Source organism: Cupriavidus sp. H39 (assembly GCF_050271075.1).
Lineage (GTDB): Bacteria > Pseudomonadota > Gammaproteobacteria > Burkholderiales > Burkholderiaceae > Cupriavidus > Cupriavidus necator_B.
Window position 1 is genome coordinate 302,066 of the sequence record NZ_CP189848.1, and the last position, 15,103, is coordinate 317,168.

Sequence of the window (15,103 nt, forward strand, 5' to 3'; positions counted from 1 at the left end):
ACAGGACCTGTGCCACAACCAGCGCAGACAACAACCGGAGCAGCAAACGGCACGCTACGACACCCGGCCCCGGCCGGAACGTCCAGGGGATGACCATCCCGCCGCGGGGGCAGGATCGTTACGACGATCCGCCCCTTTTGCCGTTTTTAGTAACCCGCCATGCGGACCCATCGCGCCCCGCCGCCGGCATGCCAGCCATGCCCGCCCGGCCCCGATCCCGCATTCGCCGTAAGTAGGAAAGACATGACCGAACAGCAGAAACCGCAACAGGAAAACACCTACGGAGCCTCCTCGATCCAGATCCTGGAAGGCCTGGAGGCGGTACGCAAGCGCCCGGGCATGTATATCGGCGACACCTCGGACGGCACCGGCCTGCACCACCTGGTGTTCGAGGTGCTGGACAACTCCATCGACGAAGCGCTGGCCGGCTACTGCACCGAGATCCAGGTCACCATCCACAGCGACAACTCGATCTCCATCGTCGACAACGGCCGCGGCATCCCGCCCCTGGTCAAGTTCGACGACAAGCACGAACCCAAGCGCAGCGCGGCGGAAATCGCCATGACCGAGCTGCACGCCGGCGGCAAGTTCAACCAGAACAGCTACAAGGTATCGGGCGGTCTGCACGGCGTGGGCGTGTCCTGCGTGAACGCGCTGTCCAAGTGGCTGCGCCTGACCGTGCGCCGCGACGGCCAGGTTCACCTGATCGAATTCGCCAAGGGCGACGTGCAGAACCGCATCGTCGAGACCGTGAACGGTCCCGACGGCCAGCCCGTTGAAGTCTCGCCGATGAAGATCATCGGCGCCACCGACAAGCGCGGCACCGAAGTCCACTTCCTGGCCGACGAAGAGATCTTCACCAACGTCGAGTTCCACTACGAGATCCTGTCCAAGCGCATCCGCGAGCTCTCGTTCCTGAACAACGGCGTCCACATCAAGCTGGTCGACCAGCGCACCGGCAAGGAAGAAGACTTTGCCTTCTCCGGCGGCGTGAAGGGGTTTGTCGAGTACATCAACCGCTCCAAGAGCGTGCTGCACCCCAATATCTTCTACGCCAACACCGAAAAAGACGGTATCGCCGTGGAAGTGGCCATGCAGTGGAACGATGGCTACAACGAGCAGGTGCTCTGCTTCACCAACAACATCCCGCAGCGTGACGGCGGCACCCACCTGACCGGCCTGCGCGCCGCGATGACGCGCGTCATCAACAAGTACATCGAAGAAAACGAAGTCGCCAAGAAAGCCAAGGTGGAAACCACCGGCGACGACATGCGTGAAGGCCTGTCCTGCGTGCTCTCCGTAAAGGTGCCGGAACCCAAGTTCAGCTCGCAGACCAAGGACAAGCTGGTCTCGTCCGAAGTGCGCCTGCCGGTGGAAGAACTCGTCGGCAAGGCCCTGAACGACTTCCTGCTGGAAACCCCGGGCGACGCCAAGATCATCTGCGGCAAGATCGTAGACGCCGCCCGCGCCCGCGAAGCCGCCCGCAAGGCCCGCGAAATGACGCGCCGCAAGGGCCTGATGGACGGCATGGGCCTGCCCGGCAAGCTGGCCGACTGCCAGGAAAAAGACCCCGCCCTGTCAGAACTCTTCCTGGTGGAGGGCGACTCCGCAGGCGGCTCCGCCAAGCAGGGCCGCGACCGTAAGTTCCAGGCCATCCTGCCGCTGAAGGGCAAGATCCTGAACGTAGAGCGCGCCCGCTTTGACAAGATGCTGTCCAGCCAGGAAGTGCTGACGCTGATCACCGCGCTGGGCACCGGCATCGGCAAGGACGACTACAACCTGGACAAGCTGCGCTACCACCGCATCATCATCATGACCGACGCGGACGTGGACGGCTCACACATCCGCACGCTGCTGCTGACGTTCTTCTACCGGCAGATGCCTGACATCATCGAGCGCGGTTATGTGTATATCGCGCAGCCGCCGCTGTACAAGATCAAGCATGGCAAGGAAGAGCGGTATATCAAGGATGATGTCGAGCTCAATGCTTATCTGTTGAAGCTGGCGATGGAGAAGGCTGTGCTGGTGCGGCCGGATGGGTCGGAGATCAATGGTGACGCCCTGACCGAACTGGCTCGCCAGTATCAGCTAACTGAAGGCGTGATTGGCCGTCTGTCGCGTGTTGTGGATACGGACGCGCTGCGTGCCATTGCGGACGGCGTGACGCTGGATCTGGATAGTGCTGCGGCGGCGGAGGCTTCAGCGGTGGCGCTGAAGGCTAAGCTGGCGGAGATGCATGCCAAGACGTTGATTGGGGCTGCGGTCAACGACGATGGTACGGCTGATGTGTATGCGCAGTTTGATGAGAAGACCGACAAGCATCGGCTGATGATTGCGCGGCGTCATCATGGCAACGTGCGGTTGTCGCATCTGGATGCGGACTTTGTCCACGGGGCGGATTACGCGGCGCTGTCCAATGCTGCCAAGACTTTCCAAGGGCTGACGCCTGAGGGTACCAAGGTGCAGCGCGGGGAAGGGGACAAGCTGCGCGATCAGACGGTCAACGATTTCCATGGCGCAATGCAATGGCTGCTTGCCGAGGCCGAGCGCGGCGTCTCGCGTCAGCGCTATAAGGGTCTGGGTGAGATGAACCCTGAGCAGCTGTTTGAGACGACGCTGGATGTTACCCAGCGGCGTTTGCTGAAGGTGCAGATTGAGGATGCTATTGCGGCGGATCAGATCTTTACGACCCTTATGGGGGATGAGGTGGAGCCGCGGCGGAACTTTATTGAGAGTAATGCATTGGTGGCGAGGAATATTGATGTTTGATTGACCCACAAAGGCGTAGGGCGCCAGAATAATTGCGACTGAGACGCCTTGGTTTTGGGACTGAGTTACCTGACTGGTGCGACTAGTTGTCGGGTGATGAGGGAAATGAGAGCTGTGTCAAATTACTAAAAAAATAATGACACGATCAATAAAAAAAGCCACCTGAGGGTGGCTTTTTTTGTTTATCTCGGATCTGAGGGTAGGTAAAGGATAGTAAAACGCCAAGTGACTTTGGCGAAAAGGTTCTGATTCTTGGCCCCGGGCGAGGTGCCGAGGCAATGGAGGCCAGGTCCTGATATGCTGGGTATCGAAAATGGGCTGCATCTCGAACCCTGAGAAAGTCTCCTGCGGCTTTATGGAATCGCGTCCCCGCAGAGGCATAGACCTAGCCTTGCCTCCAAGGCCCCGACCGGGTACGCCTTGTCAGTGCTAGAACGGCAAGGAGTCCTAATGGTGGCCTGAGGCCGCCGTCGCAGCCCCACGTCCCATTGATCGGCTGCTGGTCTTCACAATGTCAGCCGGAGCCTTTCCGGCGCAAGGTGTCCGCCAGACTATAAGAGGCCTCGGTTTCGTACAATGGCTCACGGTTGTCCGGAGACCGACTGCGCTACCCTTCATTAGTAGGGGGTTTCTCGCGAAAAACGGAGGATTCCAACGGTGACGCGGTCCGGAAATACCCCCGTAGGGCGTCCGCTGCGCCATAATCGGGAGCGGCCGGGTGCTTTGTGACGGCAGCCTCGCGAAGTTGTCTGATTGCTTGACACTAAAGTAAGAATTATTAACTGTCGGAAAGTTCGACGGCTAACTTCGCCGGTCCGCCATGCGGAACAGGGCGTTTGCATCATCTCAGTACGCGATAACTAGAAGAAATCTGGGTTGGCTTAGGTCATGCGCTACTTTGAAGAAAATGTCGAGTATGAAAGCGTCCCGCGGTGGGTTAGGGCGGCGCTTAATCTGGCCTACCGCTGGCGCGAAAAAGGTGGAGGGAGCCGTCGGATCGGACTGCTCTCTATGCCCTGCGAGTCCGAGGTTGCAGGCCTCATTGCGCTAGGCGCTCTCCGGCGCGATCTTGAGTGCGCTACCGCAAACTGCCTTGATACTCAGTTTGATCTCCTGCTGGAGGTGTGCCGGGATCGGGTGGGTGCATCCTCGCGGAACCGGGAGCCTTCAGGCGAGGCCACGTGGGACGTGCGCAATACCGCCGATGGAAGCTGCTGGAACTTTGTAAGCTACGAAGCCACCTCTGACCAGATTGTTGTCAGAGACCACCGCTACCGGGAGTTCGTCAGGCGCGCTGGCAGACAGATGCCCAATCCGAACGGCGCGTGTCTGTGCTACATCGGGCGGGAACAGGCAATGGAGTGGCAGTTGCATGGCTTTGCCCCGCCGGAGGTATCGTCAGACGGAAGTGCTCTTGATCATTCGACATACAGTGCACTGCCCGACTGCGATGGGACGATTCACGAAGCCAATCTCCGCAGATCGTATTCGGGTCTGATTCTCGTGGGACAAGGCGGCGGGCGCGATTCCGCCTACATGCAAAAGTTCTATTCTGCTGGATTTCAGTTCCATGGCCAGCGTCTGCCGTTGGGTGAGCTACTGACACTGCACCACAATGAGCGCAAATGCATTCAGCGCCTGCGTTTTGTCAGCCAGCGTGCGCACAAGGACGAGCAATGCAGCGCAGCATCACTTGTGGTCGCCGACGGGATTACGGCGTTTCGCGATGCAGAAAGGCTCTTTCCTGCCAGCGACATCATCGGCGTGTGCAATCGTGATGCGTCCCCCGAAGCCGTAGACCAGTTGAGATCTTGGCTGAACGAAGGTGTCCGCTATTACTCGGACACGAATGCCGCGCACTTTCTGCAGCATAAGCTCCCTTCCGGGATGCTTCTGCGAGTGCTCCAGCAGCGGAGAACATAGCGATGCGTGCGCCATCAATGCCGACAACTGCACGGATGCAGCTTCTGGAGCAGAGTCCACCGGTTCAGGAAATCCATATAGGGGAGTCAGCACTGTTTTCTGCGATCCGCAGGCACATGCGGGTTCTCTTCTCTACCATGTACCGGCAGGAAGGGGATGCGCATGAGAATGAGCAGGCGCTAGCACTGCGATTCGAAATGATGAAATGGCTAACGTCGCCTTTGATGCCCGATCAAGGCATGTTTCAGCGGTGCGGGCTGGACGATGACCGCCGTGTCCGGCAGCAATGGGGCGTAGAAGCGTCGCAGGCCGTTTTATTGTTAAGGGATCTGATAGATCGTTACGCCAAAGAGGGTTCCGTACTCAATAGCGAGTTTCTCCGGCTCATTGTCGACCTTGCAGGAGAGCTAGCGGAAGACCGCGTCAGGATCTGTTGCCATACCAAGGAGCGCGATCTGTTCCGCGATCTGCTCAACGGGCTTTGCGAGCTTGATGACTATGCCTTCATATGTAACCTTTCCGAGTACCGCAGCAATTTACCCTTCAATACCCTGATCCGCTTCGGGCCGTTGCGCACGAGCGGCATGGCAAAGTTACCAGAAGCCGTAATCGCCTCGCCCTTGTATCGGCGCATCGTGCGTTTTGTCTGGTCGGGCCTGAGCGATGAGGAAGGGTTTTCTGCAGATCCGGTGCTGTCTGCTCACAATTATCTGGCAAGCATGGACACTGTGCGGCTTCCAGCCATTGCGAGGCCGGTGATATGGGGCCATTCTGCGGACACAGAGGCGCCCGCGGTGATGGAAGAGGCGGATGATGTCGCGTTCTATTCCGATACTGTCAGGCCACCGGCAGCTTCGGTTCGCTGCGTCATGGTGGAACTTCCCGGCGAGTATGGAGTGCTGCTGCGCCCGGGCGCCCACCTGCTTATTTACAGCCCTCGTAGCGAAGGCCCGCGGCCGATCGGCTACCGTACCCTCGGCGAAGTCGAGCCTGGCGATTACCTGTTGGTGCACGATGCGGATGCAAATCTGGGTGAGGTGAGCGTCGACGCAGCCAGCGCGCCGCTGGCCTCCCTGTGGAAAAAGGCGTTGCGTGACCTTTACGAACGGGATGCTAGGCATTGTGTTCAGAAGATGAAGCGCGCTGGAATCGAGTTGCAGGACCTCCATCGGGCCGTCGAGTCATGGACCGCCATGCACGGCACCGTCATCCGCGCTCCCCGGCGAAGAGACCATTTCAGGGCGTTGCTGACACAGGTGCTTGATCCGGAACTGATTGCCTCCCGGATGGAGAGCGGAGTGCGGGTGCCCGGCTGGCGCCGCGCCTGGGTTGAGGTGGAGTCTTCGCGGGCCTCAGCCATCCGCCATGGTGTGGTCGAGAATGCCATTGTCAATGAAGTTCTTGTGACGGAACTCAGTCGCGAAGTCGATGACGATTTCCGCGCCATGATTTCCGGTAGCGTTGCCTACCGTCACAGGCTGTCGGCGGCCAGCGGCCTGGTCGGAAGCGTGTTGTTCCGACCGGTAATAGCGCTGTCGACAGACTTTGCCGCCCCGGCGGACACGTTCGGAAAACCGCTCAGGCTACCGGTTATCGAGCAGTATCGCGCTGACACTGAGGGAGAGCGCTTATGCGCATGATTCCTGGCTATATCGATGAGGCGGCTCCTCCGGGGGAGGTCGCTGTGTTCCGGAAACTGGAGAGTGCCGGTTCCAACTGGACCGTGATTCATGCGTTGGATCTCGCTCCCTACAACCGGCACAGGCGCACCGAGCTCGACTTTGTGATCCTGATACCGGACATCGGCATACTTTGCGTGGAGGTCAAGTCGCAACGCGAGATCGGTTTTGACGGCGAGCGCTGGTACCCGGACAGTATCAGCCGATCGCCGTTCAGGCAGGCGCAGGATGCCCGCTATGCGTTGCATCGCCGACTGGCCGAGCGCCTTGCCAGCTTCGCGCACGTTCCTGTTGTCCACTGCTGCATTTTCCCCAAGGCAGACTTTGCCGTACCGGCGAACATGTCGGTCCAGCCATTCGAAGTTATGGACCGCGGCCGGTTTGAGGCGTGTGCCACAGGGGATCAATTCTGTGATGCGCTCAAACGCATGGCCAGACGGATAGTTGATTCGGATCCGGTGATCAGGCCCTTAAACGCATCGCTTACCGCGCTGCAGATCGAGAGCTTGGTGAGTTTCTGCTTTCCGATCCGTATGCGGCGGCCTGAGAAGGAGACTGAAAGCCGCTATCGCGAAGAGGAACTTGAGAAGCTGCTGAGGGACCAGCAGCGCCCGGTGATGCAATTGACCCAGTACAACCAGCGTGTCCTCGTCGAAGGCGGCGCCGGGACGGGAAAGTCGCTGATCGGACTTGAAGTCGCCCGACGCAAGGCCGCGGAAGGACGTCGGGTCGGATACCTGTGCTTTAACCGCCTGATCGGTCAATGGGCAGCCAGGGAACTCGAGGCTGACCGTCATCCGCACCTTGCCGGCGGCTCTGCCTACAGCATGCTGATGTCCCTGACGGGTATTGAGCCCCCCGTAAAGCCCGACGCTGAATTCTGGTCGGATCTGCCCCTGCAGATCCAGGACCGTCTCACGGACCCAGCCTGCGCGCAGGATGCGCGCTTCGATTATCTGATCATTGATGAAGCGCAGGATATCCTCGGACGCCCCGATCTGCTGGATTGCATCGGACTGCTGCTGGACAAGGGCATAGCCGAGGGCAACTACCTGATGCTGGGCGATTTCCGCAATCAGGTTCTGACCAATGCCTCCGGCGTCAAAAGCAACCTAGAGGCGGTCGGAGGCCGTGCCGCCCGATGGATGCTCACTGAGAACTGCCGCAACTACCAGTCCATTGGCGAAGCAGCGATGACCCTCTCGAAGGCAGAGCCGGACACCTATTCCGGCTACCTGCGTCACGGCGGCGGCTTGGAGACCTGGCAGCTGGCCCTGTACGAAGACGAGAAGGACCAGGTGCAACGGATAAGTACCTGTATCAGCCAAGCCGTGGCGAGCGGCTTTCGGGAGGACGACATCACCATCCTCGCGTTCGGTGCGCAGCAGCAGTCGCTGCTGAGCCAGCTGCACGAATCTTCAGCGCGGCATTTCGTCCCGGCGGGGGCGGCAGCCAAAACAGGAGTGCGTTTCTCAACGGTTTCAGCCTTCAAGGGGATGGAGAGTAAGGTCGTCATCATTGCGGACGTCATGCCATCAGAGACCGGGTTCGATCGCAGTCGTTTCTATACGGGTATCACGCGGGCCAGAGAGCGGCTCTATCTCTTTTGTCACCAATCTGGAAAATCACAACTGGCCGGATGGCTGAGCGGGAAAGAACAATGAATACTGAGCGTTCGGCGGAGATTGAATTTCTGCGCGGCGAACTGATGGGTCCGGCGCGACCGTTGAATATCGATCGTTCCGGCGTCACGGTTACGTTTGATGCGCAGGGTTGCTTCCAGACGCCGGCCGAGACGGCCGGGACACTCTATTGGATGCCCGATAGCAACGGCACCCTGCAAGAGATCGTGCATTACCGCGGTGAGACGCCCCTGCAGAGGTATGGCGCAGGTCTGTTGCATCCGAAGAACCAGGTGCGCGGCCAAGTTATTGATGAACCGGCGGCGCAGCCCGGCAAGTCTCATCAGGCCGAAGAGGATGCGTCGGTAGAAACCGTGCAGGCGGTGGTTGATGAGCTTACCGAACCCGCACTTCCAGCGACACATGGCGAGAGCGGCGACAGCGCCGGATCGGGCGATGACGATGACTTCGAAGTCAATAGCGCCGACATGTATCAGCCGTCGGTGATGGGCATCAGTTTCTGTCTGGACGACGTACCGGGCGAGATCGTGGTGGCGCTTCCGCCAGAGAAGCGATTCTTCTGGCAGCGGCCCGACGCAACGCCTTTTGCGCTCAATGGCCGCTATGAGCGGTGTACCCGGATCATGCGGCCCGAGGGGGCCAGCGAACAACGCTTCGATGCATGGCGGCGGCTGCCGGCGACCACTCCCGACACGCTGGAACGATTTGTTCTGAGCGACCTGCGCACGGGCATCACCGTATCCCGGATCGTGGCATCGAAAGGCGGGCCTCGTCTGCAGATTCAGCTGTTTCCCCGCCTCATGCATGGAAAATGGATTATTACGTGTGTGCTGCGAAACCTGACGGACGCACGTCAGTTGCAGACCGAGGAGGCGCGCATCGGTGGCGTTCTTTTCCAAGCGTATTTTGAAGTACGGGTGGAAGGGGGAGCGCAATTCAGCCGGTACCCCGAAGGGATCAGACCCTTCGAGCAGTTTGATGCCGATGAGCAGACGCTTGCACTGTTATACCGCGACGCTGCCACTTGGGCTATCGGGCATGGATGCGCGGGTGGCTGGGACGTAACCGGAGGCGAAACTCCAAAGGCAGTCTTCGCGGACGCAATGCCCGCCGTGGAGTTGCCGAGCATGACCCCCGACATCACCGGCCTCGACGGAAAGCCCGTCACGCTGTCGATGCGCCAGCTGGCTGGGATAATGTCTGCCGAGGTCGCCGCAGAGGGCTGGAAGGCGCTCGATAGCCTTGCTCATGAATACGCAACGTGGATGGCTTCAAGGGAGGGGGACGTTGCCGGGCTGGAAAAGCGCTACCATCCCGTCGCTTCGCGCCATCTTGAATCGTGCCGGACGTGTCTGGACCGCATCCGGAACGGCATAGCGCTGCTACGCAGCGATAATAAGGTACGTGAGGCATTCTGTCTGGCAAATCAGGCCATGCTGCTGCAGCAGATTGCGTCTAAACAGATTACCCGACGACCGCTTTTCCGCTTCGACGGGTACGTTGCAGCAGCAGAACTCCCGCGCAACCAGCCGCGCACGGCATGGGATGTCTGGGAGGCGGGTGCAGAGAGCGGCAATATCGGGCGTTGGAGGGCTTTTCAGGCGGCATTCCTGCTCATGAGCCTTGCAGGTCTTGCCGATAAGGATTCGGCCGACCGTGAGGTGGTCGATCTCATCTGGTTCCCGACAGGGGGCGGCAAGACCGAGGCGTATCTGGCGGTGGCAGCGTTTTACATGTTCCATCAGCGCCTCATTGCCCGGGACGATGAGCCCTTACGCCGTGATGGAACGAACGTTTTCATGCGCTACACACTGCGTATGCTGACGACGCAACAGTTCCAGCGTGCAGCCAGTCTGATCTGTGCCATGGAACAGATTCGCGCACGCAGGCGGCACGACAGTCTGTCGTCACTCGGCGACAAACGTTTCTCACTGGGCCTGTGGATCGGCGGCGACGGCTCGCCAAATACCTGGGAGGAGGCAAACACACGGATCGGCAAGTATGCAAGGGGCGACAACGAAGGCAATCCACTCGTGCTCACGGAATGTCCATGGTGCCGCAGTGCGATCGGCCGCATGGAGTCCGGGCCGCCCGGCCGCGCCAGAAGGGGTCCTCAAAACAATATTGCGGGGATCTCAGCAAAAGACCGGCGCCCGTTCCTGAAGTGCTCTGATCCGCTATGCGCGTACGGCGGCGAGCATGATAGCCTGCCGGTCGAAGTCATCGATGAGTCGATGTATAAAGAACCCCCGTCCATGTTTATCGGCACGGCGGACAAGTTCGCCATGCTTGCCTGGAAGCCGGAAGCTGGCGCGCTATTTGGACTTCATCACGGGAGTGCGGGCGCTGTTCAGCCTGTAAGCCAGCCGCCCGGCCTGATCATTCAGGACGAATTTCACCTGATCTCCGGCCCTCTCGGTACGATCTACGGCCTGTACGAAGGCGTTTTCGAGCGTCTTTGCAGCATTAAGCAACGTACTGGCATGGTCAGGCCTAAGGTCATCGCCTCAACAGCCACCATCCGCGGAGCCGTGGATCAGGTCAAGGCTGTGTACGCACGCGAAGAACTCCAGTTGTTCCCCAGCCCGGGTCTGACAATGGGCGACTCGTTCTTCGGACAGTACGCGAAACGTGGGGATGACTTGGCTGAAGGGCGTTTGTATCTGGGAATCCACGCTACCGGATATAAGTCATTCATGACAGCCCAGGTCCGGACATTTTCCGCTGCATTGTTCAGGCCATCGCTGTTCAGCGAGAGCGAGAGAGACGCGTGGTGGACCCTGCTTGCGTTCTACAACAGCTTGCGCGAACTTGGTGGCGCGCGCACGCTTTTCGTGTCTGATATCACTGCCAGGCTGAAGGACTATGCGCACCGCTATCGTCTCACCGGCGAGGAGATTCGATACCTTAATTCGGTTGAGGAGCTCACCAGCCGGCGCGGACAGGCGGAACTGGTTCAAATGATGGACCGGCTCTCGCTCCCTGGAGTGAGAAGGGCGCCTTGGACGCATGTCTGGCATCCAACATCATTGAAGTTGGGGTGGATATCGACCGGCTGGCGCTGATGGCGGTCGTGGGGCAGCCAAAATCGACCGCCCAGTATATTCAGGTCACAGGCCGCGTCGGTCGCCGGTGGGATACCAGACCGGGGCTGATTCTTGCCCTGTTCAATCCGTCGAAGAGCCGCGATCGGTCCCACTTCGAGCAGTTTCACAGCTACCACCGTCGCCTTTACGAGCGCGTCGAGCCAACCTCCGCAACCCCCTTTTCCGTGGCAGCAGTCGAGCGTGCGCTGGCCGGAGTGTTGTTGCTCTGGGCCAGGCAGCGATACCGGGCGGTGTCGCCCGGCGAGGCCTTTGGGAGCTACGAGCATCACTTGGAGGAAGCAATGGATATGCTCGCAGAACGTTGCCGAGCCATCATGCATGAGCAGCCTGACGAGGCTGAGCGTGTGTGTCAGGCGATGTCCAACGTCGCCGCGGGGCTTCGCAGAAAGTGGCAGAACAACCCGCAACAGTGGTGGGCCTATCCACAGCGCACAGATGGTGAATACCTGATGCTGTGGTCGGGTGTGCACGCCACGCCCATGCAAAAGCTTAAAGGCGCGCAGATTCTCAGCAGCATGCGCAACGTCGACGCAAACGCCAGAGCGGAGATCAGTTCGGATTATTTTGTAAAGGAGCAGACCGGCCATGGCCAGTGAGATTCGCTTGGGACAACTGATCGCGCCATTCGGCCCGGGAAGCATTTACACGGATAAAAACGGGGTACCGAACATCGTCTGCGGTCTGGACTTCTGGTACAAAAAACAGGACGGGCAAGGGGAATGGCAGGTGGGCGAAGCGGCCATGCACAAGCATGTCATCGATGAACCCAGACTCTCCGCTTTGCTTTGTGTATCCCATTTTCGCCTGCCTCCGCAGTATGGCTTCGACGAGCAAAATCCGGAGCTGTCGAAGCTTCAGGTCCAGACGCACCGATTCCCTACGTGGTATGTGGATAGCACCACCCGAAAGCTGCGTCGGTTCAGCCTGAATACGGTAAAACTTACGCCGCCCGAAAACGGCCCGGCCAGGTGGCGGCCAGTCCGGTTCATCATGGTCTGTGCGCATGGCCATATTGCAGACTTCCCTTGGAAGTCATGGTGCGGATGCACGTGCCCAGGCGACGAAGGGCTCGAGCTGCATGATTCGGGCGGTCCGGATCTGCGTTCCGTACGAATCAGCTGCAAGACATGCACGAAGTCCAAGACGCTGGCAGGTGCGATGTCCGTGGAAAGAGAGCCGGCAACGGGAAAGATCGCCAAATCGGGACTGACGAAAGCAGGTCCGTGTAACGGCGAACGGCCGTGGCTCGGGTCGGCGACCGAGCGTTGCAGCGAGGCTCCAGTAGGCGTTCTCGTAAATCAGTCCAATATCTATTTCGGAAGGACGATCTCGTCCATCTATCTGCCTGACCTGACAAGCGAGCGCGAAATTGTCGACATACAGGAGATATTGAGGGAGCAGGCGCAGAATCTCGCTGCGGCAAAGGTGTTCTACGACATGAATATGCGCAGTAATGCCCTGGAGCTGCTGCAGTCCATCCTCAAGCCTCACTACAACAACAACGCGCTTCCTGCCGACGAGGCAATCTTCGCGGCATTCGAGTCCCTGAATCGGGGAACCCCGGTGGCGAGTGGGGTAGCTAAGCCTACCGGGAAAGAGTCGGATACCCTGACGTTTCGCAGAGCCGAGTACAACGTCCTGCGTAATGAGGTGCAGGCAGGCAAGAGTAAAGAGCTGCGGGTCGTCCCGAGTGAGGTGCCAGCGGCGTTCAATGGCTGGCTCAGTGCGATCAATCTGGTAGAGCGGCTGCGGGAAACACGGGTCTTTTATGGATTCGACCGCTTGGTGCGCTCTCCTGATCCGCTTCAGAGCATGCCGTCATCCGCCATGAAGCAACTGTTTTTGCATCCTCCCGAGCCGCTTCACCAGTGGCTTCCTGCTGTCAAGAACTACGGCGAGGGACTTTATTTCGAGCTTCGCGAGGAGATGATAGCCAACTGGCTCGACAAAAATGCCGCCTGGCTGCAGGCGCGGCTTGAGCCGATTTTCGTCAATCGGATGGCCGCGGAGACCATGCTGATGCCTCCTTCGCCGAGTGCCTGTATGTGGCAATGGGCTGCCCGTTATCTTCTGGTTCACACACTTGCGCATATTGTGATCGGGCAACTGGTCTTCGAGTGCGGGTATTCGTCTGCGTCGCTGAAAGAGCGGCTTTTTGTGTCAAACGATGCCGCGGCGCCAATGGCAGCGCTTCTTGTCTATACGGCAGCGGGAGATTCCGAAGGCAGCTTGGGTGGACTGGTCCGCCTCGGGCGCAAAGAACTGCTTGAGCCAATGATGCGCAGGGCCATTTCGCGCGCGTCGTGGTGTTCAGCCGACCCTGTGTGCTCCGAGAACTTGGGCGGCACGGGTTCCCGGCTGGTGAACAAGGCGGCGTGCCATGCCTGCGTCCTCTTACCGGAGACGGCTTGCGAGACGATCAATAGCGGACTCGATCGCGCTATGGTGGTGGGTACACCACAAGAGCCAGAAGTCGGGTTCCTGTCCGATCTGGTTCTGGGGTTTGCCCTCTGAGGGAAATCGGTTTCGCTCGGGATGGGTGCCTATTTCGTAATCAGACTGAGGCCCCCAAGACGACGAGACGATACCTTTCCGCGGCTCGCTCGTTGGCGCTACCATTGCCTTTGTCCCTAGGCGCAGGTACGGCTGCGGGCGCGCAGCAGCTCGATGAATTCTGCGACGGTCATGATCTGGTCAAGCTGCTCTCGCAGATAGGATTCGTGCAGAGAGCGCGGGACAACCAGATGCAGATTCGAGCGCTGCATCTCCAAGGTCTGGGTGAGCGATATGCCCGGCTCCAGCGTGAGCAGGTGCTTTGGCGAGATCCGGTCCGCTTCTGCAAGAACCTGCCGCCAACGGTCCTTGCAGGAAGTCTTGGCTGCCAGCATTGTGAGCTGTGAGGCGGGGAAGGATCCATCGTGATACTCGGCCTCGCCTGGAAACAAAAAATCCGGGCCATTGCGTTTTTCCGTCCTGGCCTCTCGCTTGAACACAATGCTGTGCTCGTGCAGCAACGCTTCGATATGATTGCCGAACGCCCAGCCCGCACGCGATTTTCTCCGGTTGTGCACTGACAGGGAGTACCCGACGAAGGCGTCCACATCAGACTGGCCGTCCACAACAAATCCTTCCTGCAATCGCTGACCGACAAAATGTCGCTCGAGCGTCATGAAGAGGCGCTCTTCCAAATCCATCCATGACAGGAGTGCCCCGTCGGGATCAGCAATGGGATCAGCATCCGCGGCCATCTTCCGGGCAAAATGCGAGAACTTTACAGTCGGGGGAAACAAGTTTTCCCGTGCCTCTCTGAAGTGTTTGAGAAGCTTCTCGAGCAGGCTGTCCTCGGTTGTCACTACTTCGACATTGATAAGGTCGAGGACGTACCTGGCTGCAATGTCAAGCTGGCGCTCGCCCGCTTCCCTGAAGTCGATCTGCTGGAGGTCCGTACTGTCACTCTCCGGGAGTCCGAAGAGCCATAGGAGCTGTCGTTCGATGGAGCTCTGCCGTTTGCAGAAGAGCGCAAGGACCGGGCCCTCCTGGGGCTTGCACAGAAACAGCCTGTCTCCGGATTTTGCCCGGTAGACAACTTCCTCCGCTCCAGCCGGATAGTACAGCCTGTATTCGGCACCGCGGTGCGATTTTCCTCTCCGGCTGTCATACCAAGTGCCGTGCAGCGCAAGAGTCGCTGGTTCGGCGTCGTCCTCCAGCCAGACATACGTCACCTGAATCGACGACTTTTCAGCGGGCGTGCCCAGAAAGGCGCGGAAGACATCAATACCCTGCAGCTCATGACCGTTCGAAATGGAGGGATCAATCTCCGTACCTTGGAGAGTCTTTGTGCCAACACCTTGGAAGTAATCAGACAGCGCGCCCTTATTCACGTCTCACCTTTGTAGCTGATTTGGCGGCACGGTGCCGTCCCCAAGAAAGCGTACATATGCAAAATACGTTACGTCAATGCAACTGCCTGGGGATATAAGAC

At 59.2% G+C, this 15,103-nt stretch carries 8 protein-coding genes; 7 read left to right on the plus strand and 1 reads right to left on the minus strand.

Annotated features, from left to right (window positions below):
• Positions 1-243 precede the first annotated feature (243 nt).
• From gyrB to drmB, 7 genes are all read left to right on the plus strand, one after another.
• Positions 244-2,769 carry a DNA topoisomerase (ATP-hydrolyzing) subunit B gene (gene gyrB, locus ACOCMH_RS16810; protein WP_427312107.1) on the plus strand — a complete coding sequence of 842 codons (2,526 nt, stop codon included), beginning with the start codon at positions 244-246 and terminating at the stop codon, positions 2,767-2,769.
• An 888-nt stretch (positions 2,770-3,657) separates the two neighbouring features.
• Positions 3,658-4,692 carry a hypothetical protein gene (locus ACOCMH_RS16815; protein ID WP_427312109.1) on the plus strand — a complete coding sequence of 345 codons (1,035 nt, stop codon included), beginning with the start codon at positions 3,658-3,660 and terminating at the stop codon, positions 4,690-4,692.
• Positions 4,693-4,694: 2 nt separating this feature from the next.
• Positions 4,695-6,332, plus strand: a complete 1,638-nt coding sequence (locus ACOCMH_RS16820; protein WP_427312111.1) for a hypothetical protein — start codon at positions 4,695-4,697, stop codon at positions 6,330-6,332.
• Positions 6,323-8,035: an NERD domain-containing protein gene (locus tag ACOCMH_RS16825; RefSeq protein ID WP_427312113.1), complete on the plus strand. Its 1,713-nt coding sequence runs from the start codon at positions 6,323-6,325 to the stop codon at positions 8,033-8,035. The genes ACOCMH_RS16820 and ACOCMH_RS16825 overlap by 10 nt, the downstream gene beginning before the upstream one ends.
• Positions 8,032-11,079: a hypothetical protein gene (locus ACOCMH_RS16830; protein ID WP_427312115.1), complete on the plus strand. Its 3,048-nt coding sequence runs from the start codon at positions 8,032-8,034 to the stop codon at positions 11,077-11,079. The genes ACOCMH_RS16825 and ACOCMH_RS16830 overlap by 4 nt, the downstream gene beginning before the upstream one ends.
• A complete protein-coding gene (locus ACOCMH_RS16835) occupies positions 11,016-11,717 on the plus strand; it encodes a helicase-related protein (protein WP_427312117.1) in 702 nt (233 codons plus the stop codon). The genes ACOCMH_RS16830 and ACOCMH_RS16835 overlap by 64 nt, the downstream gene beginning before the upstream one ends.
• Positions 11,707-13,635 carry a DrmB family protein gene (gene drmB, locus ACOCMH_RS16840; protein ID WP_427312119.1) on the plus strand — a complete coding sequence of 643 codons (1,929 nt, stop codon included), beginning with the start codon at positions 11,707-11,709 and terminating at the stop codon, positions 13,633-13,635. Before ACOCMH_RS16835 ends, drmB begins: the two co-directional genes overlap by 11 nt.
• A gap of 116 nt (positions 13,636-13,751) precedes the next feature.
• Here drmB and ACOCMH_RS16845 read toward each other — a convergent pair whose 3' ends face one another.
• Positions 13,752-15,002, minus strand: a complete 1,251-nt coding sequence (locus ACOCMH_RS16845) for a type II restriction endonuclease (RefSeq protein ID WP_427312121.1) — start codon at positions 15,000-15,002, stop codon at positions 13,752-13,754.
• Positions 15,003-15,103 lie beyond the last annotated feature (101 nt).